The organism is Streptomyces gilvosporeus (genome assembly GCF_002082195.1).
Lineage (GTDB): Bacteria > Actinomycetota > Actinomycetes > Streptomycetales > Streptomycetaceae > Streptomyces > Streptomyces gilvosporeus.
In genome coordinates this window covers 6,635,936-6,661,585 of sequence record NZ_CP020569.1, presented here as the reverse complement: position 1 = coordinate 6,661,585, position 25,650 = coordinate 6,635,936, and the positions used below count along the sequence as shown (strand labels likewise).

Sequence of the window (25,650 nt, the reverse complement as noted above, 5' to 3'; positions counted from 1 at the left end):
TCCTTGTTGCACGGAACTGTTGACCGTGGGCCCAAGGATGGACAGAAAGGAAGATCCGGGACACTTCCTTCCCGATGCTTCACCGGATCAGGTGGGTCATCCGGGCGGCTGTGCGAGGCCGTGGCGGTAGGCGTAGTGGATCGCCTGGGCGCGGTCGCGCAGTCCGGCCTTGGCGAAGAGGTTGTTGATGTGGGTCTTCACGGTGGCCGGGGAGACGTGGAGCGTACGGGCGATCTCCGGGTTCGACTGACCCTCGGCGACGAGGCGCAGCACCTCGGTCTCGCGGACGGTCAGTCCGTCCGGAGGCCCGTGCGGGGGCTGGGGCCTGGCCGGTTCGGGCTCCGCGAGGCGCTCGAGGAGCCGGCGCTGGATCTTCGGTGACAGGCCGGCCTCGCCGGAGAGGACGTCGTCGATGGCCCGGACGATCTCGTCGCCGTCGGCGTCCTTGGTCAGATAGCCGCGGGCGCCGGCCTGAAGGGCGGGGAAGAGCGAGTCGTCGTCGGCGTAGGTGGTGAGGACCACGACCTGGGTGCCCGGGTGGGCGGTGCGGATGCGGCGGGTCGCCTCGACGCCGTCGCAGCGCGGCATGCGCAGGTCCATCAGGACGACGTCGGGGGCGAGTTCGGCGACCAGGCGGACGGCTTCCTCGCCGTCCGCGGCGGATCCGACGACCTCGATGCCCGGCAGCAGTCCCAACAGCATCACGATTCCCTCGCGCACCACCGTCTGGTCGTCGGCGACCACGACGCGTGCCGTCGTACGCGCCGTCATACGGGCACCCTCAACCGCACCACGAAACCCTCCTCGTCGGGACCGGACTCCAGCGTTCCGCCGAGGAGTTCGGCGCGCTCCCGCATCCCGAGCAGACCGTACCCGGAGCCGCTGTGCCCGAGCTCCGCGGACACCCCTCCGCCGCCCGTGTCGCGTACCTCCAGCCCCACGTCGCCGTCCGCGTACTCCAGCCGCACGCTCACCCGGGCGCCCGGTGCGTGCTTGCGTACGTTCGTCAGCGCCTCCTGGGCCACCCTGCGGACCGCGAGCCCCGCTTCCGCCGACACGGTGCGCGGCTCACCCCTCACATCCAGCCGAGCGCCCTCAGCGTCCGTCAGACGCCTCAGGAAGTCCTCGATGGGGATCATGTCCCCGCGCAGCGCCGAAAGCGCCTCACGGGTCCCGTCAAGCCCTTCGCGGGCCATTCCCCGGCATGCGACCACCCGCTCCAGGAGCCGCGCGCGGTCGGCCTCAAGGTCGGTGCTGCGCTGGATCAACTGGCGCGCCGCCTCCAGGTGCACCAGCTGGGCGCTGAGGCTGTGGGCGAGGACGTCGTGGATCTCGCGGGCGATCCGGCCCCGTTCGGCGAGCGCGGCCGTCTCGGCCTCGGCGCTGCGGGCGGCGCGTTCCTGGGCCAGCAGCCGATGGGCGTTGCCGCGCGCCTCCGCGTCCAGCCGTACGACATAGCCCGCGAGGGCCAGGCCCGCCGTGGTCGTGGTGGTCGTCAGCCAGTTGTCGGGATTCACCACGGCGTACGCGGCGAGGGCGGCGGCGGAGCACGGCAGCGCGACGCTCAGCGGCATCCGTTCCATGACGTTGAGGGAACATGCGCACCACAGCACGATCGCGGCCGTGGTCGCGCCGGCGAGCGAGTAGCCGTAGGCGGCGGCCTCCAGGAGGAGGAACAGGCCGAGGGACGGCCACAGTCGGCGCGCCAGCGTCGTACGGAAGAAGGCGCGGAACACCAGCACCGTCAGGGCCATGCCGACGACGGCCGCCACCAGGCCCCAGCCGGTGAAGGCCCGCCCCGCCACGGTGGCCCACATCAGGCCGGCCACCACCAGGACACGGACCCCGCGGCCGATCCACAGTCTGACCTCGCTGAGGCCCTCACGGGACAGCGACTCCCTCAGGGGCCAGCTCGTCCAGGGGTTCGGCGACACGTGCGGTCCTTTGTCGGTTGTCAGTGCGGAACGGCTCGTCGGTTCTCAACAGTTCGCCGGGGCGGAACGGCTCGTCGGGGCGCGGCGGTCCGCCGGTACGGAACGCTGCACGGCGCGCGGGGGCGTCAGCCTGCGACAGGGACACGGTACGTGTGCGGGGCGGTCCGGGCGCGCCAGGCCAGGAAGCCCGAGCGGGACAGCAGCATCGCGGCCACGGAGAGCGTGATCGCCGGGCTGCTGTTCTGGTGGACGCCCAGGAGCGCCGCGGCGCCCATGAGGCCGATGCGTATCGCCATCCCGCACAGCCACACCCCGGCCGTCGCCCAGCCGCCCTTGGCCCACGTCGTGCCGTCCGTGTCGGTCCAGATACGGGTGGTCCAGGCCCAGCCGGCCCCGCTGGCGAGCGCCGTCAGGAGTTCCGCGCCGAGCAGGACGACGGAGGCGGCCTGGTGGTCGGGGTCCAGGAGACCGGACTGCCGGCAGGCAACGAACGCCAGGACCGCGGGAATCAGCCACACCTTCCTGTCCGTCGCGGTGATGCGCTGCGCCGTGAACTGCCGGACGAAGACGAACACGGCCACCGCGGTGATCGCGATGATGGTGAGCACGCCGCTCATGAGCTGGGCCTCCAGGGGACGGAAAGGTCTACGTCCCGACGCTATGGCGCGGACCCGTCCGGACGGATCGGAGCCAGGGTGGGGCCGCGGGTGGAAAACGCGCGGGGCGCCTCTCCACCCAGGGGTGGACAGGCGCCCCGTGGAGGCCGCGGTCTGCTCAGGTGTCGATGCGCGAACGGTCCAGGAAGGAGGCGGAGTTGGTGATGAACTCCTTGCGGGGGGCGACTTCGTTGCCCATCAGGAGGTCGAAGGCCTTCTCCGCCGCTTCCAGGTCGCCGATGTTGATCCGGCGCAGGGTGCGGTGGCGCGGGTCCATGGTGGTCTCGGCGAGCTGGTCGGCGTCCATTTCGCCCAGGCCCTTGTAGCGCTGGATGCTGTCCTTGTAGCGGACGTTCTTGCGCTGGAGCTCAAGCAGCGTCTGGCGCAGTTCGTTGTCCGAGTAGGTGTAGATGTACTTGTCCTGGCCCTTTTTGGGGTTGATCAGTTCGATCCGGTGCAGCGGCGGGACGGCGGAGAAGACCCGGCCCTGCTCGACCATCGGCCGCATATAGCGCTGGAAGAGGGTCAGCAGCAGGATGCGGATGTGGGCGCCGTCGACGTCCGCGTCGGCGAGGAAGATCACCTTGCCGTAGCGGGCGGCGTCGATGTCGAAGGTGCGGCCGGATCCGGCCCCTATGACCTGGATGATGGCGCCGCACTCGGCGTTCTTGAGCATGTCGGAGACCGACGCCTTCTGGACGTTCAGGATCTTTCCGCGGATCGGCAGCAGCGCCTGGAACTCCGAACTCCGCGCCAGTTTCGCGGTACCCAGCGCCGAGTCCCCCTCGACGATGAACAGTTCGCTGCGGTCGACGTCGTCGCTGCGGCAGTCCGCCAGCTTGGCGGGCAGCGAGGAGGACTCCAGCGCCGTCTTCCGCCGCTGCGCCTCCTTGTGCTGGCGGGCGGCGATGCGGGTACGGGCGGCGGCGACGACCTTTTCCAGCACGGAACGGGCCTGCTGCTTGGCGTCCCGCTTGGTGGAGGTGAGGAACGCCTTGAGCTCCCGGCTCACCACCTGGGCGACGATCCGGGAGGCCGCGGAGGTGCCGAGGACCTCCTTGGTCTGGCCCTCGAACTGCGGCTCGGCGAGCCGCACCGTCACCACCGCGGTCAGGCCCTCCATGGCGTCGTCCTTGACGACGTCGTCCTCGGCGACGCGCAGCAGCTTCTGGGCGCGCAGCACCTCGTTGACGGTCTTGGTGACCGAGCGCTCGAAACCGGAGACGTGGGTGCCGCCCTTGGGGGTGGCGATGATGTTGACGAACGACCTGACGGCGGAGTCGTAGCCGGTGCCCCAGCGCAGCGCGATGTCGACGCCCAGTTCCCGGGTGACCTCGGTGGGTGTCATATGGCCGCGGTCGTCCAGTACGGGCACGGTCTCCTTGAAGGTGCCCTGGCCGGTCAGCCGCAGGACGTCGCAGACGGCCTTGTCCTGGGCGAGGTATTCACAGAACTCGCTGATGCCGCCGTCGTAGCGGAAGGTCTCCTCGGTCTTTCCGGCGCCGTCGATGCCGCGTTCGTCGCGGACCACGATGGTCAGGCCCGGCACCAGGAAGGCGGTCTGGCGGGCGCGGGCGTGCAGGTTCTCCAGGGAGAGCTTGGCGTCCTTGAGGAAGATCTGCCGGTCCGCCCAGTAGCGCACCCGGGTGCCGGTCCGGGTCTTGGGGATGCGCTTGCCCTTGACCAGGCCGTTGCCGGGGTCGAAGGGGGCATCGGGGCCCGATTCGGTGAAGACGCCGGGGACGCCGCGGCGGAAACTGATGGAGTGGGTCTTGCTGTTGCGGTCCACCTCGACGTCGAGGCGCGCGGACAGGGCGTTGACGACCGAGGCGCCGACGCCGTGCAGGCCGCCGGAGGCCGCGTACGAGCCGCCGCCGAACTTTCCGCCGGCGTGCAGTTTGGTCATCACGACCTCGACGCCGCTGAGCCCGGTCTTGGGCTCGACGTCCACTGGGATGCCGCGGCCGTTGTCCCGTACCTCCACCGACCCGTCGTCGTGGAGTATCACCTCGATGTGGTCGCAGTAGCCGCCCAGCGCCTCGTCGACGGAGTTGTCGATGATCTCCCACAGGCAGTGCATCAGGCCGCGGCTGTCCGTCGAGCCGATGTACATGCCGGGGCGCTTGCGGACGGCCTCGAGCCCCTCGAGGACGAGCAGATGCCGCGCGGTGTAGTTGGACCCGTCCCGGTCTGCCCCGGTCAGCACTGCGGTGGACGGCACGGACATCTCGGCGGTCACGCGGTTCGCTCCTCGCTGAATTTCTGGCAGTCCGCATTCCGCGGACTCGGTTGTGGCGGTGTCGCCGGTGAGAGGGTACCGAGGCCTGGTAGAGCCGATGTGACGCCACCCGTGAGCAGGTCCATGGTAGTGGAATTTCGCTCACACGTTCGATCTCTCGATAGTATGACGTCCCAGTGACGTGCACATCACGTTCCCTTCCAGGCATGAACCATTTAGGCTCCGGGCACGTCCTCATCAACAACCGGCAAGCCAGCCGGGAGGGCAGGACCCAGAAACACCGTGAATCAGACCCACCGCAATACGGCTCATTCGCCGCCACCCGGCAGCACCCGGCCCCCTCGAAGAATTTTTTTCGAGGAAAAGGCATAAGCGGGAACGTTTTCGGCCTGGTTGGATGTTGACCCTGGTACGACAGCTCGTCGAGCTAGAGAAGAGGCGACGTGACTACTGTTCTGACACCCGCGAGCCCGCTGACGGCCGCTGACCGCTGCGACCGCTGCGGCGCCCAGGCATACCTGCGCGTCGTCCTGATGTCCGGCGGCGAACTGCTCTTCTGCGCCCACCACGGCCGCAAGTTCGAGCCAGAACTCAAGAAGATCGCCGCGGAAATACAGGACGAGACGGAGCGGCTGACCGCCACTTCGGCGTCCGCGTCCGATGACGAACGCTGACACTTCGCATCCACGACGAGCGAGCAGCGGCCCAAGGCCGTGCAGCGGGCGGTCCTCCCGGCACCACCGGGGAGACCGCCCGCACTCGTACGCTCGGACACCGGACCCGTACGCTCCGACGCAGGCACCATGTGCGGCTCCCTCCGTCCGTCAGCCGGCCCCGTGCCCGGTGACCACGGGCAGCAGCGCCGAAGCGCGCGTATAGACACCGGGGCTGCCCGCCTTGCCGCAGCCCGTCCCCCACGACACCAGCCCCACCAGCCGCCCGTGCACCACGAGCGGCCCGCCGCTGTCCCCCTGGCAGGCGTCCCGCCCGCCCCCCGGCTCCCCCGCACACAGCATGGACTCGGGCTTGTACGTTCCGTCGGCGTTCCCGGGGTAGGCCCGTGCGCAGACCGCGTCCTCGAGCACATTGACCTCGGCCGACCGCAGCCGTGAGGCGTAGGTGCCCTCGCCGGTCATGTCTCCCCAGCCGTAAACGGTGGCCGCGTTGCCCGCCCGGTAGGCGGTGTCCTCGTGCGGCGCTATGGGAATCGGCCGGTTTCTGACCGGTTTCTGGAGGGTGAGGACGGCCATGTCGCCCTCGTTCGTCCAGCTGTCGTATGCGGGGTTCACCCAGATCTTCGCGGGCTTGAGTTCCTGACCGCCGCCCCGGGAGAGGTTGTCGCGTCCGATGACGATCCGCAGGTCGCCGACCTGCTGCCAGGGCACGCCCAGGACCTCCCGGCTCAGGCAGTGCGCGGCCGTCACCACCGTCGAGCTGCCGACGAGCACCCCGCCGCAGAACTGCCCGGAGCGCGCGGCACCGAACCGGTCATGGGAGGCGAGCGCGACCGCCCATGGACTCTGGGAGACACGTACCGGAGTGCCGCCGACCACGGATTCGTCCGCGGTCGCAGCGGTCGGCACGGTGAAGGCCAGTGCGAGGGCTCCGAAAACGGCGTGTGACGGACGCATACGGACTCCTGACTCTGGGGACAGTGGTCGCCCACCCAGAGTGACCCAAACGGAGGTCCCCCGCACCCCGGACGGCCGCGAGCCCGGCCCCTCCACAAGGGAGGAACCGGGCTCGCGGGGCGGTCCGTGCCTGTTGGGCTAGTCGAGGTAGTCGCGCAGGACTTGGGAGCGCGACGGGTGCCGCAGCTTCGACATCGTCTTCGACTCGATCTGGCGGATCCGCTCGCGGGTGACGCCGTAGACCTTGCCGATCTCGTCCAGCGTCTTGGGCTGGCCGTCGGTGAGGCCGAAGCGCATGGAGACCACGCCGGCCTCGCGCTCGGAGAGGGTGTCCAGCACCGAGTGCAGCTGCTCCTGCAGCAGCGTGAAGCTGACCGCGTCGGCCGGGACGACCGCCTCGGAGTCCTCGATCAGGTCACCGAACTCGCTGTCGCCGTCCTCGCCCAGCGGGGTGTGCAGCGAGATCGGCTCGCGGCCGTACTTCTGGACCTCGATGACCTTCTCGGGGGTCATGTCGAGTTCCTTGGCCAGCTCCTCCGGGGTGGGCTCGCGGCCCAGGTCCTGGAGCATCTGGCGCTGGACGCGGGCCAGCTTGTTGATGACCTCGACCATGTGGACGGGGATACGGATGGTGCGGGCCTGGTCGGCCATGGCGCGGGTGATGGCCTGGCGGATCCACCACGTCGCGTAGGTCGAGAACTTGTAGCCCTTGGTGTAGTCGAACTTCTCGACCGCGCGGATCAGACCGAGGTTGCCCTCCTGGATCAGGTCCAGGAAGAGCATGCCGCGGCCGGTGTAGCGCTTGGCCAGGGAGACCACCAGGCGGAGGTTGGCCTCCAGCAGGTGGTTCTTGGCCCGGCGGCCGTCCTCGGCGATGATCTCCAGCTCGCGCTTGAGCTTGGGCGCGAGCTTGTCGCTGTTCGCGAGCTTGTCCTCGGCGAACAGGCCCGCTTCGATGCGCTTGGCGAGCTCGACCTCCTGCTCGGCGTTGAGGAGGGGGACCTTGCCGATCTGCTTGAGGTAGTCCTTGACCGGGTCGGCGGTGGCGCCGGCCGCGGCGACCTGCTGCGCGGGGGCGTCGTCCTCGTCCTCGTCGGACAGGACGAAGCCGGCGTTCTCCGCGCCCTCGGCGGGCTCGGCGTCGGTCTTGCCGGGCGCCGGGGTCTCCTCGGCCGCCTCGTCGTCGAGCAGCTCGTCGACGTCCTTCTTGGCCGCGGTCTTCTTCGCGGTGGTCTTCTTCGCCACCGTCTTCTTGGCGGCCGTCTTCTTCGCGGTGGTCTTCTTCGCCGCCGCCTTCTTCACAGGGGCAGGCTCGGTCTCACCGGCCGGGTCCGCCACGGTGGCGGCGGCCGCGGCGGTTGCCTTCTTCACCGTGGCGGTCTTGGCCGCTACGGTCTTGGTGGCGGTGCGCTTCGCCGGACTCTTCGCTGCGACGCTCTTGCGGGTGCGCTTGGGCGCCTCTGCGGCACTGACCATCAGCGTCACACCCTCCTCGTCGAGGATCTGGTTGAGGCTGCGCAGAACGTTCTTCCACTGGGTTGGCGGAATCTGGTCAGCCTCGAAGGCCCGACGCACGTCATCGCCGGCGATCTGCCCATCAGCCTTTCCCCGCTCGATGAGCGCCATCACAGACTCGGACTCGGCGATCTCCGGCGGGAGCGTACGGGATGTGCTGGCCGACACGAACAACCTCTCGGAACGATGGAAACGGCTTCCGACCCCGTCCAGTGTGGATCGGAGCCGACGACCGCCGGTGGGGATGAACCGGCGGCGCAGGGGCAACCGGGGAGATGAACAGCGTCATGTACGCCGTCCGTATTCCCTCCTCGGCTATCACCTCTTAAGTCATCGCGCTTCCCCGAAGAGCGTTACGCCCAATCTGCGTGGCCCGAGTCACACTCCATAACCACCCATTCCCAGTCATATGACATGCAATCCTCCGGAAGCCCCTCGTCGGATCCGGGCGACGCCCCGGATCCGACGATCCCGACTGCCGTCATCGCGTACGACGCACCCCGCCCGTGGGGGGCACGGGGCCGTCCGGCCGCGTGGCACCCACGGTCCGTACGCATGGGGGTACGGGGCTTCAGTGCTCGCGGGGCGCGGGGACGACGTGGTCGACGGGCGTCCCGGAGCCCTGGCCGCCGGCCTCGCCGTGCGCGGCGAGGAGCTGGCGCATCGCGGACTCGGCCGCCGTGGCGTCGCCGGAGCCGATGGCGTCGACGATCCGCATGTGCTGGCCCACGGAGGTCTCGATCGGGCGCTCGCAGCCTCCGGAGGGGCCGCCGGAGACGTGCAGTGCGGAGGTGACGATGCCGGAGAGGTGCTCGAGCATGCGGTTGCCGGCGAGCGAGAGCAGGAGGGTGTGGAACTCGGCGTCGGCGCGGCCGAAGGTCACGGTGTCGCCCTGGGCGGCGGAGTGGCCCATGATCTCGACCATGTCGGCGAGGCGCTGCTGGATGTCCTCGCGGCCGTGGCCTGCGGCGAGGCGGGCGGCGAGCGGCTCGATGGTCCAGCGCAGCTCGCACAGCTCGCGGCGCTGGTCGTCGCGCTGCGGCCCGTAGGCCCGCCACTCGATGATGTCGGGGTCGAGGAGGTTCCAGTCGCTGACGGGGCGGACCCGGGTGCCGACGTTGGGGCGGGCGCTGACCAGGCCCTTGGCCTCGAGGACGCGCAGCGACTCGCGGACGACGGTCCGCGAGACCTCGAAGCGCTGGCCGATCTCCTCGGGGACGAGCGGGCGGTCGGCGCCGAGGTCGCCGGAGACGATCATCTGCCCGAGCTGCTGGACGAGTTGGCCGTGCAGGCCGCGGCCGCGGCTGCCGGCGTTGCGGCGGCCGACGCGGCCCATGTCTGCTTCGGAGCCGTCCCAGACCGGCGGGACGCGCTCGGCGCGGTCCACGCCTGGCGCGTTCGCGGCATTGGCGCCGTTGGCGTAGGGGTAGCGGTCAAGCTCGCCCGGACCTGCGAGGCCGGTGTCGCCGGGGCGAGCCGCGGTCATCATGGTGTGCGCAAGGGTACTCACGCATCCTTTGTCGGCGACACCCTGAACAGCCTTGAGGTCTTTGGTGAAAAGCACACGAAAGGGTGATCGTCCGTCATCTCTCAATTGACGCTTTATCGGAAAGAAACGCGCCGCCTGCGGTGAGTTGCGGACAGTGGCGCAACAACGGGGCCGCGAAGCGGGCGCGGTGGGCGGTCAGCGGGCCCAGCCGCGGAGCATGGTGAGGGCATAAGCGCAGACCAGCGCGGCCAGTGACAACGCCATTGCGCCGCCGACGGGTTGGGTCGTAAGTCGTACGGCGACCGATACGGCCTGGTCGATTCCGGACGGCCAGCGATAGAGAGCCGACGACCCCAGTCGCCCCGGGAGTCCCACCAGTGACCGGGCCGTGGGCCCGGTCACCATGTGCTGCACGAGCGGCAGTACGACGACGGGTACGGCGAGGACGGCGGCCAACCCCGTTGCGGTGGAACGGAATACGCCAGCTGCCAGGACGCCGGCCCAGGCACAGCCGATGAGCAGTCCCAGCCAACCCACGCCGAGAACAGGCCACTCGGTGACACTGGTGACCGCATGCGGACCGAACAGGTAGCGGACGCCGGCCTCGTCGGCGGCGAGCAGGAAGATCCCGAGGAGCAGCGCGGAGGCGCCGCTGACGAGGAGTTTGGCGGCGAGCAGCCCGAGGCGGCGCGGTACGGTGCCGCGTTCGGGAGCCAGCGCGGGGTAGCGGAACTCCTGGCCGAAGGCGAGCGCTCCGAGGAGTCCGGCGCCGAGTGCGGCCGGGGGGAAGGGCAGTTGGCGGGGCCAGCCGGTGAGGACGCGGGACATCGGGGCGGCGCCACGGCCGGCGAGCAGCAGGGCCAGCCCCAGGGAGACCAGGACGGTGGCGAGGGCGACGAACAGGCCGGCGCGGTCGCTGAGCGTGCGGCGCAGTTCGTACCGGAGCGGCCAGGCGGGGCCGGGGGCGGGCAGGCGGGGGATGGCGAGCTCTTCGACGACCGGTGCCGCGGAGCGGGCCGGGCGGGCGGCGGGGACGGTGACGCCGATGATCGGGAGGGTGAGGGTGTCGGACACGGTGTCCGCGCCTTTGGGGGCGATGGCGGCGCGGGCGGCCTGGATGACGCGGGCCATCGGGGCTCGGGTGAGTGCGGGGGCGACACCGTCCGGGGGCGAGGGGGCGGGCGGGAGCGCGGCGGAGGTGCGGCCGTCGGCGCGTTCGAGCGGAGTGACCGGTCCGGTGTCGGCGACCTCGTCGGCGAGTTGGTGCACCAGGATGCCGTGACGGAAGGCGGCCTCCCCCACGGCGGCGCAGCTGCTGCCGTAGACGGCGAGGCGGGTGCCGCTCTCGCGGACGACTTCGATGGTGCGGGCTCCGGCGGGGTCCGCGGCGGGGTCGGCGCGCTGGGATTCGTCGACGAGGAGGGTGGCGAGGCGGTCGGCTTGCGGGGAGCGGACGGCGACCCTGGGGCGCAGCCGGGTGTGGGCGAAGTCGGCGGCTTCCTGATCGGCGACGAGTCGGCCTTCCTGGATGGCGACCACGTGGTCGGCGATGCGCGCGGCCTCCTTGGGGTCGCGTGAGGTGGTGAGGACGGCGCCGCCCTGCGCCGCGTAGCTGCGCAGCATGCCGTGCAGCCAGGCGGCCTCGCGGCGGGAGACGCCTTCGGCGGGGTCGTCGAGTACGAGGGTGTGCGGGTCGCCGATGAGGGCGGCGGCCAGGCCCAGGCGGCGGTCCATCCCGCGGGAGAACTCGCCCACGCGCTGTTCGGCCAGTCCGCTGAGGCCGACGAGGTCGAGGACGTCGTCGGCGCGGGTGGCGGGGACGCCGGCGGCGGCGCTGAGCATGCGCAGATGCCCGCGGGCGGTGCGGGAGGGGTCGGCGGGGGTGTCGCCCAGGAGGACGCCGAGTTCGCGGGCGGGATTGGGGATGCGGTGCAGGGCGCGGCCGCGGAAGAGGGCGACGCCGCGGCCGCGTTCGAGTTGCAGCATCAGGCGCAGGGCGGTGGTCTTGCCCGCGGCGGCAGGTCCGAGGAGGACGGTGACCTGGCCCGGCCGTGCTTCGAGGCTCAGGTCGTGGACGGCGGGCGGGAGTTCGCCGCGGGGGGCGCTGGTCAGTCCGACGGCCTGGATCATCGCGTCCCTCGCGGGGCGTGAGACCGTTCGGTGGCGTGTGGGGGTACGAGAGGGCTCACCCGGCCAAGGTAACGCGATATGTCCTATTTACCCGTAATTACCGGGCTGAGGCGCCTGGTCGTGTCCCGCATGCGGCGGATCAGACCTCCGGGCGCAGCATCGGCGGGTTGAGCAGCGTCGCGCCGCCGGCCCGGAACAGCTGTGCGGGACGGCCGCCCTGACGGGTCGTCGTACCTCCGGTGGGCACCAGGAAGCCCGGGGTGCCGGTCACCTTGCGGTGGAAGTTGCGGGGATCGAGCGCGACGCCCCACACCGCCTCGTAGACGCGCCGCAGCTCGCCGACGGTGAATTCCGGCGGGCAGAACGCGGTGGCGAGGGAGGAGTACTCGATCTTCGAGCGGGCCCGCTCGACGCCGTCGCCGAGGATCTGTGCGTGGTCGAAGGCCAGCGGTGCCGACATCTCGCCGTCGCGGCCGTGGGTGCCGTCCTGTTCGAGGAGGGTTTCCACCGGGGCCCAGCGCGCGCTGTGGGCGTCGCCGCCGGCGCGCGGGGCGGGCAGGTCGGGGGCGAGGACGAGGTGGGCGACGCTCACGACGCGCATCCTGGGGTCGCGTTGGGGGTCGCCGTAGGTGGCGAGCTGTTCGAGGTGTGCGCCGTACGCGGGCGGCGGGCCTTCCGGGGACTGGGCGTGCAGGCCGGTCTCCTCGGCGAGCTCCCGGGCGGCCGCGTCCGCGAGGTCCTCGTCGGCCCGGACGAATCCTCCGGGCAGGGCCCAGCGCCCCTGGAACGGCGGCTCACCCCGGCGTACGGCCAGTGCGCACAGCGCATGGCGGCGCACGGTGAGCACGACCAGGTCGACGGTGACGGCGAAGGGCGGAAAGGCCGACGGGTCGTAGGGAGGCATGCCCGCGATCATAGTCGTCCGCCTGACGATAAACAGGTCTTGATGTCTGTCAGGAGCCCAGTTGCAGACCGTCCGCCGCCGCCTCGACCATTGCCATGCCGAGCCTGCTGACCCGTACGGCGAACGGCTGTCCGGCGACACTGAGCCCGGTGAACTGCATCGCGCCCAGCGGGGCGCTGCGCAGCGGCCGGACGGCCACCGTGCCGGCGGGCACATCGGGGCGCAGGCCGGCGAGCGCGAGCAGTATCTGGACCGCGCCGGCCGCCGCGACCGCCGCGGGACGGCAGGCCGCCGGATGCGGGACGGGGGCGCCGCCGGCGGTGCGCTGCTCCCCCGCGTACATCTCCGGGAGGCGGTGGCCAAAACCGTCCGCGGCGTCGAGAAGGCCACGGGCCAGGGCTCCGGCCGGCTTGTCGTGGCCGGCGGCGGCCAGTCCGGCGACGGCGACGGCGGTCTCATGGACCCGGACCGCGCCGCTGCGGTGGCCGAACGGGTTGTAGCCAGGCTCCTTGGCGCCGAGGCTGCGCAGGCCCCAGCCGGTGTCCAGAGCGGGGCCCGCCAGGAGTCCGGCCAGCCGGCCGGTCTGTGCGGTGTCCAGCAGACCGGGGGCGAGGGTGCCGCCGCCGAGCAGTCCGGTGTCGAGGAGATGGGCCGCGCCGGCGCCGAGGTACGGCACCGGGCGGCCGTCGCGGGTGAGCCGGCCGGCGGGTCGGCCCCCGGCCCGGTCCTCCAGCCAGAAGTCCGTACAAAACCGGGCGCGCAGATCCGCGGCCCACTCCCGCAGCTCCGCCGCACCGGATGAGCCGGTGGCGTCGAGCAGGTCGGCGCCGAGGAGGGCGGCGCGGTGTGCATGGGCCTGGGTCTCGCAGCGGTACGGCCCGTCGGGCGCGGGGTCGGGGACGTAGCCGCCGCGCCTGGTGCCGGTCTTCTCACTCGCGAGGCGCAGCCATCGCAGACAACGTTCGGCGGCGGGCAACAGCCGCTCGATGTCCTTGCCCGGCAGGCCCCAGCGGCGCGCCTCGGCGAGGACGGCCGGGAACAGCAGCGTGGCCTCGATGCCCGTGCAACTCGGCGGGGCGTGCGGTCCGGTGTCCCTCAGGGCTCCGGGGATTCGGCCGAATTCCGCGTTTGGGGTGGCCTGTTGCGTACGGGCGAGGGTGCGTAGGGTGCCCGCGGCGAGCCTGGTGCCCAGCGGCAGCAGTATCCGGGCGGTCCACAGCGCCTCCGCCGGGGCGAGCCCGCAGCGCCAGGGGAAGCCGCCCGCGAAGTAGACGTCCGCGGGCTCGGCCGGATCGCGCATCACCAGGCCGTACAGGTCGTCGAGGCTGCCGGCCAGGAGGGCGTCGGCGCGGTGGTCGTCGCACTCCAGGCGGGCGGGCGAGAACGGGCGCGGCGGCCGGTCGCCGCGCGGACGCGGGGCGGGGGTGCGGGTACGCGGGCCGGGGATCGGGACGCTCCCGGGGCGCCGGCCGCCGGGCGGGCGGTCGCCCGGGGGTGCATCGGGCTCGTGGCCAAGCCGGATGTGCAGCTCGATGGTGCGGTGGCCGCCGGGCGGCAGGTCCAGTTCCCAGCGCAGCAGGCCCGCCGAGGCGAGCGCGTCCTGGGGTGCGGGCGATGCGGAGATCACCGCGTGGGCGCCGGGCGCCGACCAGCGGAGCCCGGAACCGTGGACGGCGGCGCGCAGTTCGGGCCCGGGGAGCCCGACGGCGACGGCGCCGAGCTCGGCGAGGTCGGTGGCCAGACGGATCTCGACCGGGAGCCGGACCGGCCGGGCGGCGCTGCTGTGAAAGGTGAGCCGCTCGGTGCCGTCGGCGGAGCGCAGCCGCTCCATCCGGACGTCCGGGTCCGGTCCGGGCTCCCCGGCCCTGCGGATCGTGCCGACGAACCGTGCGCGGTGTGCGGCGGTCAACCGCCCCTGGACGACGAGGGGTTCGCCGCCCGCGGCCCGTACCTCGCAGCGGGAGAGGATCCGCAGGCCGTCGCGGTAGTAGCCGTCCAGGCCCTGGCCGGTCAGCTGCCCCGAGGGGGACGAGACGGCAAGGCCCGGCAGCGCCACGCAGACCAGCGAGGAGTGGACGGGCTGGGGACACGGGACCCGGGGCGGCGCGGTGCGCCGTTCGCCGGACGGTCGGCGGGCCGACCGGGTGGTGGGGACGATGCCTGGCACGCTCTGCGCTCCCTGGTGGTCTCGGGGCTCCGTACGGCCTACGCCATCTTCGTGAACGGTCCGGCCGGCGCGCAGGTCACGCCGGCCGAACTCCGTCGGCACGCTCACCGCCGACTCCGGTCGCCGTCCCGGCCGGCCCGGCGCCTGCCGCGTCCTTCCGGGGGACGGCCGCCCGGGCGGCCGCCGCCGCGTGGCTTGACAGGACGGTCGGCGGTCCGGGGGCGGGGCGGCTTCGGCCGGGGCCCCGGCTGAGGTTGCGCCCGCTCACCGGGCGCCGCCGTATCGGCGCGGGAGGCGGCCGCGTGCTCCTTGCGCTGCTCGCGCAGACAGCGGCGCAGCGGCTCCGCGTCGAGCCCCTGGTTGACGGCACGGTGCAGCAGGTCGGCGAAGGAGTATCGGGGGTCGATGGACAGGGCGCGCCCAAGGGCGACCCGTGCCGAGGGCCCGTCCTCGGTCGACCAGCAGACCCATCCGGCGAGGGTCAGGGGTGCCACGGAGTGCTCGAGATAGCCTCCGGCGCAGCGGCGGGCGAGGGCGCGCCAGAGCCTCAGGGCGGGCGCCGCGTCGGGGCCCTCCATCCACTCGGCGGCGCGGTCGCGGGTGAGGCGGTCCTGGAGCCCGAGGATCAGGGCGGCGGCCTCCTCGTCGGTGAGCAGGGCGTCGTCGCAGGCGTCCCTGGACCGGTTGCTGCCCGCGGGCGGGTCCAGTCGAAAGCGGCGGAGCAGCGTCTCGGTCAGGGCGACGGTGTCGCGGCGGACGGCGTCCGCGCCGCCCCGTCGGAGCATCCGCGGCAGGAGTGCCGCGGCCGCGGCGTCGAGGGCCCTCACCTGCTCGGCGCCCCGGCGCCCGCCGCGGGGCGTGAGCCGGGCCTCCATCTCCTTGAGCGAACCGCGCACCTGCATACCCGCGTAGGCGGCGGCCGCGGCCATCACGGACGTGCCGGGCATGGCCAGGGGTGTGCCGCCGGCGGGGCAGCAACGGAAATCCGGGCAGCAATACGACCAGAAACGGCCGTTGGACAGGCACAGGGCCTCGAGTACGGGCACGTCCAGCGCGCCGCAGGCGGTACGCAGGCGCTGGGCGAGCGGGCGCAGCCGGTCCCTGACGTCCCTGCCGGTCTCACCGGACGTGGGCTCCTGGCAGAGGTAGACCAGGACGGCGGCGGGGCGTTCGCCGCGGTCGTCCGCCGCGGAGATCAGGCAGTCGGCGAGCTGGTCGGCGACTTCCGGCCACTGTGCGGTCTCGGCGGGGATCCCCAGGCGGACCCGGCCCCCGAAACGTCCGCGTTCGCCGTGCAGGGCGACGAGGACGATGCTGTCGTCCGGATAGAAGCCCAGCAAGTACGGGAGCGCGTCGGCGAGTTCGGCGGGGCCGCGCAAGGTGACCTGGGGCTCGGCAGGCGGGGCGTCGGCGACGGCCGAGGGGTCGATGGAACCGGAGGGGGCGGTGGAATCGGTGGAGTCGCTGGAGCCGGGAGGGTCGGTCCGGTCGGTCCGGTGGCTGGAGTCGGTGGGGTCGTGGGAGCCGGTGGGGAGGGTCGGGCCTGCGGCGCGGTCGGAGTCGTCGAAGGGGCGGGCGGAATTCTCGAAGGGCCGTGGGGAAGGACCGGAGGCGCGAGGGGCGGGGTCCGATGCCCGGGACGGGTCGGCGGACCCGCGGGGCGGGGTGCCGGACGCGCGGGTCGGATCGGCGGCGGAAGTGTCGGAGGTCTGGGGCTCGGTCGGTTCGCTGTGCGGATTCATGGCTCGAAGATCGCGCGATCGGCCGTCGCTCCGCGACCCCTGTGGATAACTCTCGGTGACGTGGTTTTCGGGTTTTCCACAGGTTCGGGCGGGGGTTCGCGCGTTGTCAGTGGCATCGGGTTGCATGGGGGCATGAGCAACGAAGACCTGCGCGCCTCGGCCGATGCCGTCCTCTCCCGCCTCGTCGGGGATCCCGGCGGTGAGGCGCGCCTGCGCGAGGACCAGTGGCGGGCGATCGAGGCGCTGGTCGCCGACCGTCGCCGGGCGCTGGTCGTGCAGCGCACGGGCTGGGGCAAGTCCGCGGTCTATTTCGTCGCCACCGCGCTGCTGCGGGCGCGCGGCAGCGGGCCGACGGTGATCGTCTCGCCGCTGCTCGCGCTGATGCGCAACCAGGTCGAGGCGGCCGCGCGGGCCGGGATCCGTGCGCGGACGATCAACTCCTCCAACGTCGAGGAATGGGACGGCATTCAGGCCGAGGTGGCGGCGGGCGAGGTCGACGTCCTGCTGGTGAGCCCCGAGCGTCTCAACAACCCGGACTTCCGCGATCAGGTGCTGCCCCGGCTCGCCGCGGCCACCGGGCTGCTGGTCGTCGACGAGGCGCACTGCATCTCCGACTGGGGCCATGACTTCCGGCCGGACTACCGCAGGCTGCGCACCATGCTCGCCGACCTGCCGCCGGGTGTGCCGGTGCTCGCCACGACCGCCACCGCCAATGCCCGGGTGACGGCCGATGTCGCCGAGCAGCTGGGGACGGGCGAGGGTGCCGACACGGCGCTGGTGCTGCGCGGCCCGCTGGACCGGGAGAGCCTGAGCCTGGGGGTGCTGTCGCTGCCGGACGCCGCACACCGGCTCGCCTGGCTGGCCGACCATCTCGACGAGCTGCCCGGCTCAGGGATCATCTACACCCTCACCGTCGCCGCGGCCGAGGAGGTCACCGCGTTCCTGCGGCACCGGGGCCATGCGGTCGCCGCGTACACCGGCAAGACGGAGAACGCCGACCGGCAGCAGGCCGAGGACGACCTGCTGGCCAACCGGGTCAAGGCGCTGGTGGCGACGTCCGCGCTGGGGATGGGCTTCGACAAGCCCGACTTGGGGTTTGTGGTGCACCTGGGGTCGCCGTCGTCCCCGATCGCGTACTACCAGCAGGTGGGCCGGGCCGGCCGTGGGGTCAAGCACGCCGAGGTGCTGCTGCTGCCGGGCCGCGAGGACGAGGCGATCTGGCAGTACTTCGCCTCGCTGGCGTTCCCGCCCGAGGAGCAGGTGCGCCGGACGCTGGACGTCCTGGCGGCGGCCGGCCGGCCCGTGTCGCTGCCGGCGCTGGAGCCGCAGGTCGAACTACGGCGCTCCCGGCTGGAGATCATGCTCAAGGTGCTGGATGTGGACGGCGCCGTGCACCGCGTCAAGGGCGGCTGGACGGCCACCGGCCGACCGTGGACGTATGACGCGGAGCGCTATGCGTGGGTGGCGCGGCAGCGTGCGGCCGAGCAGGAGGCGATGCGGCAGTACGCCGGGGCGACGGGCTGCCGGATGGAGTTTCTGCGGCGGCAGTTGGACGATGAGGCGGCGGTGGCGTGCGGCCGCTGTGACAACTGCGCCGGGGCGCGGTTCACCGCCGAGGTGTCGGCCGCGTCGCTGGATGCGGCGCGCGGCGAACTGGGGCGCCCGGGTGTGGAGGTGGAGCCGCGGCGCATGTGGCCGACGGGGCTGCCGGCCATCGGGCTCGACCTCAAGGGGCGTATCCCGGCGGGCGAGCTGGCCGCCACCGGCCGGGCCCTGGGCAGGCTGTCCGACATCGGGTGGGGCAACCGGCTGCGTCCCCTGCTCGCCCCGCAGGCGCCGGACGGTCCGGTGCCCGACGATGTGGCGGCCGCGGTGGTCACGGTGCTCGCCGACTGGGCCAAGGGGTCCGGGGGGTGGGCCTCGGGAGAGGACGGCGCACCGGCCCGCCCGGTGGGCGTCGTCTGTCTCTCCTCGGGCACCCGCCCGCAGCTGATCCGGTCGCTGGCCGAGCGGATCGCCACGGTGGGCAGGATGCCGTTCCTGGGGACGGTGGCCACGGTGGACGGCGGGGCGGACCACCGGATTCCACGCAGCAACAGCGCCCAGCGGCTGCGGGCCCTGCACGGCGCGCTGAGTGTGCCGCCGGAGCTGGCCCAGGCCCTGGCGTCGGCGGGCGGCCCGGTGCTGTTGGTGGACGACTACGCGGACACCGGCTGGACCCTGGCGGTGGCCGCCCGGCTGCTGCGCGGTGCGGGGGCCGCGGGGGTGTTTCCGCTGGTCCTGGCCGTCCAGGGATAGCCGGCCACACACCCGGGGACGGCCCTGCAAGCACCCCGGACGGCCGTACGAACACCCGGGACGGGCGGGCGGGCGTACGAGGACATCCGTGGGAGGAGGGCACGACATGCGCGGGAGCAGGGAAAGACCTCCAGCAGGAGGAGAGGGGGAAAGGGACCGCCGGGCATCGCGGGCCGCTGCGGCGGGCAGGAATATTGACGGCGCACCGGGCGATTCCGGATGGTGCCTGGAATTGATCGTTGCCGCATGCGTGTACGACAGGAAGAATTGGATGCGCTTCCCCGTACCGGCCGTTCACGGTCAGGCAGGGCCGTGCCGTGGTGTCCACGCGCCCGGCCGCCGCCGCCCGTTGCGTGGACGCATAGACCAAGGGAGGACCCGTGACCTTCGGTTTCGCCCCGCCCCCGCATGCGTCCCGTTCCGTGTCCGCCGATTCCTCCGCCCGGCTGAGCCGGATGCTGGAGCCTGCCGAATGGGCCTCGGCCGGCATTCCGCTTCTGCGAAATCCCCGGGAGATCGTCACCGGCCTGCACGACCGTCATCGCCCCGGTACGTCGACGGCGGTGGTGGCGGTGCTCGATCCGCTCGGGCGGGTAGCGGCCAGCGCCTCGTTCCTGGAAACCGCTGCGCTGCCCGACGGCTGGGAGTTCCGCAATGTGCTGCTCGCGCATCTGCGCCGGATCGTCCCGCACGATCTGCGACTGCGCGCCCCGGTGCGGACGGCCGTGCTGCTCTACTGCCGTGAGGGCGAACCGCGCTGGACGGAGGCGGACGGTGCATGGATGTGGGGCCTGCGCGACGCCTGCACCCTGCACGGGCTGCGGTGCGGGGCGTATATCGCGCTGACCCAGGACCGCTGGCAGGTGCTGGGCGAGGACCGCGGCGGTCGCCGGCCCCGGGTGTCCCGGAGCGCCGGACCGGTCCCGTACGGACCCGGGCCGCGGCCCGCGGAGCCGGCCCGTACGCAGACGCCTCGGGTGGCAACGCCCCATGCACCGGCGCCGGTTACGGCCTCGCCCGACACGCCCTCGCCCCGTACGGACGGCTCCCCCGTCCCGCCGGCGCGGATGTCCGCACCGCGTACGCCAACGGCCGGGCCGGGCCCCCGCCGCTCCGGTGGCGGGGCCAGGGAGGCCCGGCGGCACACCGCGGCCCGTTGAGGGCGGTGCAGGGGTCACCAGGTCCCGAGAACGCGAGCAAGCCCGACCGGCCGGAGGGCCGACGGGCTGCTTCGGGCGCAGGTCGAGGACGGCCTGCGAGCCGCGTGGCTAGGCGTTCGCGCCGAGGAGTCCGTTGATCCGCTGCGGATCACCGCAGACGACCAGCAGGGCTCCGGCGCGGGCCATCGCCGAGGGCAGCGCGCGGGCGGTGACCTCGTCGGTGCCACCGTTGACGGCGACGACCACGACGGGGCGGCCGCTGGCGCGCTCGGCGGCGGCGTCCGCGTAGAACACATCGTCCGCGGCGTCGTATTGGGCCCAGTACGACGCTTCGCCGAAGGACAGCTCATGGGCGGCCCACGGGTGCGGCTCACCCGTGGTCAGCACCAGGATCTCGGACGGCGCACGCCCGGAGTCCAGCAGCAGATCGACGGCTTCGTCGGCGGCGTCGAGGGCGCCGTCGGCGGGTGCCGGTATCAGCTGGAGCTGCGTGCCTGCGGCGGCAGGGGCGGCGGCAGCGGGCTGCGGCGGGCCGGTGCGCTGCGCCGGCGGAGCGGCGACGGGCCCACGCTGCGGGGCTGCGGGTCCGGGCTTGCCCGGACGGGCACTGGACGCGGGCGCGCCGCGCGGAGGCGCGGGGCGGGGACCGGGGCCAGGGACGGGACGGGGGGTCGGCGCGGTGCGGCCGGCGGCCGGAGTTGCGCGGGGACCCGGGACACTCTCGTGAATCTGAGGCTCCTCGGGGATGAGAGGCATAAAAGGATGTCTATCAAACGTAAGTGCGGGACACCGCATCGGGTACCGAATTGATGCCCGGCATCGCTCAGAAGTCGAAGCCGAGTTGGCCACCGGCCTCCAGAGCGGCTGCTTCAGGGGTGATGCGTACCTTCTTCAGGTGCCGCCACCGGGGCAGCGCGTCCATATAGGACCACGAGACCCGGTGATACGGCGTGGGACCGAACTCCTCCAGGGCGATGCGATGGGTCGGGGAGGGGTAGCCGGCGTTGGCCGCGAAGTCGAAGTCGGTGTATTCCAGGCCCAGTTCGGCCATCATCGCGTCGCGTCGCACCTTGGCGATCACGGACGCGGCGGCGACCGCGATACAGGACTGGTCCCCCTTGATGACCGTGCGGACCCGCCATGGCGCACCCAGGTAGTCGTGCTTGCCGTCGAGGATCACCGCGTCCGGGCGGACCGGCAGCCCCTCCAGGGCCCGCACGGCCGCCAGCCGCAGCGCCGCGGTCATGCCCAGCTCGTCGATCTCCTGGGGCGAGGAGTGCCCCAAGGCATAGGACGTGACCCAGTCGCCGAGCACCTCACACAACTCGGTGCGGCGCTTGATGGTCAGCAGTTTGGAATCGGTGAGTCCGTCAGGCGGCCGGCGCAGACCGGTCACGGCTGCGCAGACGCTGACCGGGCCCGCCCAGGCTCCGCGTCCGACCTCGTCGATCCCTGCGACGATCTTGGCGCCCGTGGTGGCGCGCAGCGATCGCTCGACGGTATGGGTGGGGGGCTCGTACGGCATGGCGCCAGCAAGATTACGCCTCTTCGGCCGGGCCGTCCGCACCGGATCCGAAATGGAGAAGGATCGGCTGCCGGCCGCTACGGATCCGGTGCGGACGGGCACGGAGCGGGGTCGCCGCGGCCCGGTTCACGCCGCCCGGCGGGGTTCGTGCCCGGACTCGCTCAGGGGTGAACTGGGCGCCGGGGTCCGCTCGTTGCGGGTCCTGTGGGTTCAGCGGGCGGCGGTGGGCGCCCAGGCGGGGAGGGGCTCGGCGCCGTCCAGCCAGGCCCGGGGCGGGGCGCCGCCGGGACCGGCGGCGACGATACCGCCGACGATGGCGCAGGTGGTGTCCATGTCGCCGCCCGCCTGGACGGTGGACCAGAAGGCCGTCTCGTAGTCGCCGAGATGACGGGCCGCGGCCCAGAGGGTGAAGGGGACGGTGTCATGGGCGCTGGTGCGGCGTCCGCAGCCCAGGACCGCGGCGACGGTGCCGGAGTCGGCGTAGTCGAGCATGTCCCGCGCCCGGCGCAGACCGGCCTGGACGGCGCTGCGCGGGATCAGCGCAAGGACACCGTCGAGCAGCTCATGGGGGGCGAGGGTGTGCGGAGCGCCAGCGACGAGGGCGGCCGCGGCGGCCACCGCCATGGCGCCGACCACCGCCTCGCGGTGCTGGTGGGTGACGTAGGCGGAGATCTCCGCCTGGTGGGTGGCCTGCTCGGGGTCGTCGGCGTACCAGGCCCCGAGGGGGGCGATGCGCATGGCGGCGCCGTTGCCCCAGGAGCCATGGCCGTTGAAGAGCGCGGCGGACAGTTCGCGCCAGTCGCCGCCCTCGCGGATCAGCCGCAGGAGGCGGTTGACGGCCGGGCCGTAGCCGCGGTCGAAGTCGTGGTGATCGGCGAAGGAGCGGGCGAGCGCGTCCTGGTCGATGCGGAAGTGGGTGGTCAGCACGGACAGGACCGAGCAGGCCATCTCCGTGTCGTCGGTCCACTGCCAGGGGGCCGGGGGCAGTTCCCGGCGCTTGAGGGCGGGGTAATGAGTGGGGACGAAGAACTGGGATCCGAGGGCATCGCCCACGGCCAGGCCGCGCAGGCTGGCCAGCGCCCGCTCACAGCGGTCTGCGTCACGGTGGTCGGCGGTCATCGGTGTGCACTCTAACCGGTGACGCCATAAGGCTCGGGTTCACACCAGCGGTCAAACGGCCGATCGAGGGAGTAGCGTCCGTCCGGCCCGAGGAGCAGGGCGCGCCACTCCGCATTGCCCGGGTTGGACAGCGATTCGAACTCCGCCACCGACCAGTGGAACCAGCGCATACAGAACAGCCTCATGGTCAGCCCGTGGGTGACGATCAGCACGTTGGGCGGGTGGCGCGGGTCCTCGAAACTGCGCCACAGGCTCTCCAGGAAGGCGCCGACACGGTCGTAGACGTCCGCGCCGGACTCGCCCTGGGCGAAGCGGTAGAAGAAGTGGCCGTAGGCGTCGCGGTAGGCCTTCTGGCGGCGTACGTCGTCGCGATCCTGCCAGTTGCCCCAGTCCTGCTCGCGCAGCCGGGGCTCCTCGCGGACGCGGACCCTGGCCGGGTCCAGGCGCAGTTCCCGGAAGGTCTGGTGGGTGCGGCGGTAGGGCGAGACGTAGGCGGAGATCCGCTCGCCGCCGAACATCTCGCGCAGTGCCCCTCCGGCCTCCTCGGCCTGCCGGCACCCGGCCCTGGTGAGGTGGAGGGCGTGGTCGGGCTCCCGCTCGTAGACGGTGTCGTCGACGTTCCCCTCCGACTCGCCGTGGCGGATGAGGACGATGCGTCGTGGCCGGGCCATGCCGCCAGCGTAGAACGCGTGCCCTGTACATGCCGCACGCCGCTACGGGCACGGCCGTGGCTCCGCCGGCGACCGGGGCGGCGAGGGCCGGTACGCGGCAGACCAAGGGCCGCTCCAGATATAATGCAACTCTAGTTGCGTTACTATGATGACACGGTCCACCGCAGTAACGCAACGGGAGTTGCACATGTCCGACGAGAGCGACGCCACGAAGAGCGCGAAGGACGGGAAGGGCGGACAGGGCGGGCAAACCGCAAGGCCGGAGGGGACGGGGCAGAGGGCGCAGGGCGAGCGGCGGTCCGCGCGACGTCCCGGCACCCGGCGCCCCGGCGGCCGTACGGCCCGTACGCGCGCCGCCGTGCGGGACGCCGTTCTGGCGGGTCTGTCCGCACACGGCTACCCGGGCCTGACGGTCGAGTACGTCGCCGAGCACTCCGGCGTGCACAAGACGACGCTCTACCGCCGCTGGGAGAACGTGGAGGGCTTGATCGCCGACGCGCTGGACCTGGCGGGCGAGGACAGCTGGCTACCGCCGGACACCGGCACCCTGGAGGGCGATCTGCGCGCGCTCGCCCGGGAAGTCGTCGACGCCTTCACCGACCCGGCGCTGACCGCTTCCAGCTCAGCGATGGTCGCGGCCGGATTCCAGTCGGAGCGGGCCGCCCAGGCGCTGCGCGCCTATTACACCGAGCGCTTCCGGCGCTGCGAGACGATCGTGGAACGCGCCGCCGGACGCGGTGAGCTCGCGCCGGCCGGGGACGGACCTGCGGACGCGACGGCGGCGACGGCCGCGGTCGACGCCGGCGCCCTCGTGCGGGCCGCCTGCGCACCGGTCTTCCTGCGGCTGTTCATCACCCGCGAGCCGGTCGATACGGCGCTCGCCGACCAGTCGGCCGCGGCGGCGGTGGCGGCCGCCCGGGCCGGGGCCTTCGCCACGAGCGGCACGGGTGGCGCGGTCGGCATGGGTGGCAGGTGTGGCAGTGTCGGCGACACCGACGCCGCCTCCTGACCGCGCCTCATACCGTCCACGACGGTTCGAGCTGCACCACGTCGCCCGCGATCGCCTCGACATCGGCGGCTATCTGGGCACGCAGCGCGAGCCGCTCGACGCGTTCGGGACGGTACTTGCCGCGCTCGGCGGCCGACTGCCACAGCGACACCACCAAGAACTCCTCCCCCGGAGCCCTCCCCAGCATCCCGCGCAGCATGCCCGGCGACCCCGCCATCGCCGGGTTCCAGACCTTCTCCTGCATCAGCATGAAGTGATCGACCCGGTCCGGGCGCACCCGGCAGTGCGCCAGCCGGAGCACATCCGCATCGCCGAACGTCGGCCGGAAACCGACCTTGACGTCAAATTCATGCGCGAAGAGCCGTATGTGCGCGTCCTTGAAGGTGCCCACCTGGGCAGCGGCCAGCCGGTCGTGCGAACGGGCCATGAAGGAGTCATAGAACGCCCGGCTCTCCCAGAAGGCGACCAGATGCGCGACACCGGGGCGGCTGCGGCTCCAGCCGCCGGCCTGCCCCCGGAATCCCGGCTCACCCAGCAGCCCCGCCCATTTCCGCTGCCCCCGCTCGAACCCTCGACGGTCCACGACGGTGAGGCGAATCCACTTGACCAGCACCGCGCCATCGTACGGCCCCGAGCCCGCCCGGCATCACGGCGCGTCACGCCCCGACCACCACGAACTTCCTTACGGGCGCGGGCCGATGGGCGCGGACCTATGGGCGCGCGCCGCCACCTGCCCGGCCGGACGGCGGTATCGAGCCACCACCCGCCCCAACCCGGCTCTCTCCGGCCGCACTTCACCCCGCCCCGGGGACGACGAGCGTGGCACGATGGTCAGCCAAGGGGAGGGCCTGGCAAGTTGTCCGCGCGACGGGGTGGGCGAGCCGCGGGCCCGGAGCATTCGGAAAAGGGGAATCCGGTGAGCACTTTCAACAAGGGAATAGCGAAGGCCGAGGTCACGCTCAAATGGGACCCCAGCCCCCTCGGCGCTCCGGACAACGACCTCGACCTCATCGCGGCGACCTACACCAAGGACGCACCGCACGGCGCGCCCGCCTATCTGGTGCACTTCGACAGCCGATTCTCGCCCGACGGCACGATCAACCTCAACCGGGACAGCCGCACCGGTAAGGGATTCGGCCCCGACGAGATCATGACGCTGGAGCTGAACCGGCTGTCGGAGACCTACACCCGCGTCGTCGTGGGCGTCGCCATCCAGCAGGGCGAGGGCCGCAAGGTCTTCGGCGACGTCGAGAACACCGCCGTACTGGTCCACGAGGGCCACACCGAGCTGGCGGCCGACGACTTCGCCGAGGTCGCGCAGTCCACCGCCGCCACGGTCGCCGAGTTCCTCCGCGACGAGACCGGCGAGTGGCGCTTCCACCCCGTCCTGCGGGGGTTCGACGCGGATCCCAACACCTTCGCCGGGCTGATGGGCTCCTGACGCCTGCGCCCCGGGCCCCG

20 protein-coding genes and 1 pseudogene are annotated in these 25,650 nt (G+C 72.4%); 5 read left to right on the top strand and 16 right to left on the bottom strand.

What is annotated here, in order from left to right; genetic code table 11:
- Positions 1-96: 96 nt before the first annotated feature.
- From B1H19_RS29770 to B1H19_RS29755, 4 genes are all read right to left on the bottom strand, one after another.
- Positions 97-771: a response regulator transcription factor gene (locus B1H19_RS29770; RefSeq protein WP_083107808.1), complete on the bottom strand. Its 675-nt coding sequence runs from the start codon at positions 769-771 to the stop codon at positions 97-99.
- Entirely contained in the window at positions 768-1,934 is a 1,167-nt protein-coding gene (locus B1H19_RS29765) for a sensor histidine kinase (protein WP_083107807.1), read from the bottom strand. The genes B1H19_RS29770 and B1H19_RS29765 overlap by 4 nt, the downstream gene beginning before the upstream one ends.
- Before the next feature lie 125 nt (positions 1,935-2,059).
- Entirely contained in the window at positions 2,060-2,551 is a 492-nt protein-coding gene (locus B1H19_RS29760) for a DUF1453 domain-containing protein (RefSeq protein WP_083107806.1), read from the bottom strand.
- Positions 2,552-2,708: 157 nt separating this feature from the next.
- A complete protein-coding gene (locus tag B1H19_RS29755) occupies positions 2,709-4,829 on the bottom strand; it encodes a DNA gyrase/topoisomerase IV subunit B (RefSeq protein WP_083107805.1) in 2,121 nt (706 codons plus the stop codon).
- A 443-nt stretch (positions 4,830-5,272) separates the two neighbouring features.
- Here B1H19_RS29755 and B1H19_RS29750 point away from each other — a divergent pair, with 443 nt between their 5' ends.
- Complete coding sequence (locus B1H19_RS29750) at positions 5,273-5,503, top strand: DUF7455 domain-containing protein (protein WP_083107804.1); 231 nt, start codon at positions 5,273-5,275, stop codon at positions 5,501-5,503.
- A gap of 150 nt (positions 5,504-5,653) precedes the next feature.
- Here B1H19_RS29750 and B1H19_RS29745 read toward each other — a convergent pair whose 3' ends face one another.
- The 7 genes from B1H19_RS29745 to B1H19_RS29715 all read right to left on the bottom strand — a co-directional run bounded on the left by B1H19_RS29745 (position 5,654) and on the right by B1H19_RS29715 (position 16,407).
- Positions 5,654-6,460 carry a S1 family peptidase gene (locus B1H19_RS29745; protein ID WP_083107803.1) on the bottom strand — a complete coding sequence of 269 codons (807 nt, stop codon included), beginning with the start codon at positions 6,458-6,460 and terminating at the stop codon, positions 5,654-5,656.
- A gap of 138 nt (positions 6,461-6,598) precedes the next feature.
- On the bottom strand, positions 6,599-8,143 hold the full coding sequence (locus B1H19_RS29740; protein ID WP_257789453.1) for an RNA polymerase sigma factor: 1,545 nt from the start codon (positions 8,141-8,143) through the stop codon (positions 6,599-6,601).
- Between the two features lie 403 nt (positions 8,144-8,546).
- Positions 8,547-9,539: a FadR/GntR family transcriptional regulator gene (locus B1H19_RS29735; protein WP_083107801.1), complete on the bottom strand. Its 993-nt coding sequence runs from the start codon at positions 9,537-9,539 to the stop codon at positions 8,547-8,549.
- Positions 9,540-9,659: 120 nt separating this feature from the next.
- Positions 9,660-11,594, bottom strand: coding sequence for an ABC transporter ATP-binding protein (locus B1H19_RS29730; protein WP_107426174.1), 1,935 nt, complete (start codon positions 11,592-11,594; stop codon positions 9,660-9,662).
- Positions 11,595-11,733: 139 nt separating this feature from the next.
- Positions 11,734-12,498, bottom strand: coding sequence for an NUDIX hydrolase (locus tag B1H19_RS29725; protein ID WP_203237256.1), 765 nt, complete (start codon positions 12,496-12,498; stop codon positions 11,734-11,736).
- Between the two features lie 49 nt (positions 12,499-12,547).
- Entirely contained in the window at positions 12,548-14,554 is a 2,007-nt protein-coding gene (locus B1H19_RS29720; protein WP_083109951.1) for a glycogen debranching N-terminal domain-containing protein, read from the bottom strand.
- A gap of 215 nt (positions 14,555-14,769) precedes the next feature.
- Positions 14,770-16,407 (bottom strand): DUF4192 domain-containing protein, encoded by a 1,638-nt coding sequence (locus tag B1H19_RS29715; protein WP_083107799.1) that lies wholly within the window; start codon positions 16,405-16,407, stop codon positions 14,770-14,772.
- Between the two features lie 132 nt (positions 16,408-16,539).
- Here B1H19_RS29715 and B1H19_RS29710 point away from each other — a divergent pair, with 132 nt between their 5' ends.
- Positions 16,540-18,705 carry a RecQ family ATP-dependent DNA helicase gene (locus tag B1H19_RS29710; protein ID WP_083107798.1) on the top strand — a complete coding sequence of 722 codons (2,166 nt, stop codon included), beginning with the start codon at positions 16,540-16,542 and terminating at the stop codon, positions 18,703-18,705.
- 380 nt (positions 18,706-19,085) lie between these two features.
- Positions 19,086-19,601: pseudogene (locus tag B1H19_RS29705) on the top strand (hypothetical protein); the annotation flags it as partial.
- Between the two features lie 372 nt (positions 19,602-19,973).
- On the opposite strand, the gene B1H19_RS29700 reads toward B1H19_RS29705, so the two are convergent.
- From B1H19_RS29700 to B1H19_RS29685, 4 genes are all read right to left on the bottom strand, one after another.
- Entirely contained in the window at positions 19,974-20,621 is a 648-nt protein-coding gene (locus tag B1H19_RS29700) for a hypothetical protein (protein ID WP_083107796.1), read from the bottom strand.
- 67 nt (positions 20,622-20,688) lie between these two features.
- Entirely contained in the window at positions 20,689-21,390 is a 702-nt protein-coding gene (locus B1H19_RS29695; protein ID WP_083107795.1) for a ribonuclease HII, read from the bottom strand.
- A 210-nt stretch (positions 21,391-21,600) separates the two neighbouring features.
- Complete coding sequence (locus B1H19_RS29690; protein ID WP_083107794.1) at positions 21,601-22,509, bottom strand: ADP-ribosylglycohydrolase family protein; 909 nt, start codon at positions 22,507-22,509, stop codon at positions 21,601-21,603.
- A gap of 11 nt (positions 22,510-22,520) precedes the next feature.
- Positions 22,521-23,180 carry a histidine phosphatase family protein gene (locus B1H19_RS29685; RefSeq protein WP_083107793.1) on the bottom strand — a complete coding sequence of 220 codons (660 nt, stop codon included), beginning with the start codon at positions 23,178-23,180 and terminating at the stop codon, positions 22,521-22,523.
- Positions 23,181-23,367: 187 nt separating this feature from the next.
- Here B1H19_RS29685 and B1H19_RS29680 point away from each other — a divergent pair, with 187 nt between their 5' ends.
- On the top strand, positions 23,368-24,189 hold the full coding sequence (locus tag B1H19_RS29680) for a TetR/AcrR family transcriptional regulator (protein ID WP_083107792.1): 822 nt from the start codon (positions 23,368-23,370) through the stop codon (positions 24,187-24,189).
- A gap of 7 nt (positions 24,190-24,196) precedes the next feature.
- On the opposite strand, the gene B1H19_RS29675 is transcribed toward B1H19_RS29680, so the two are convergent.
- Entirely contained in the window at positions 24,197-24,802 is a 606-nt protein-coding gene (locus tag B1H19_RS29675; protein WP_083107791.1) for a YdbC family protein, read from the bottom strand.
- Positions 24,803-25,105: 303 nt separating this feature from the next.
- Here B1H19_RS29675 and B1H19_RS29670 point away from each other — a divergent pair, with 303 nt between their 5' ends.
- On the top strand, positions 25,106-25,630 hold the full coding sequence (locus B1H19_RS29670; protein ID WP_083107790.1) for a TerD family protein: 525 nt from the start codon (positions 25,106-25,108) through the stop codon (positions 25,628-25,630).
- Positions 25,631-25,650 lie beyond the last annotated feature (20 nt).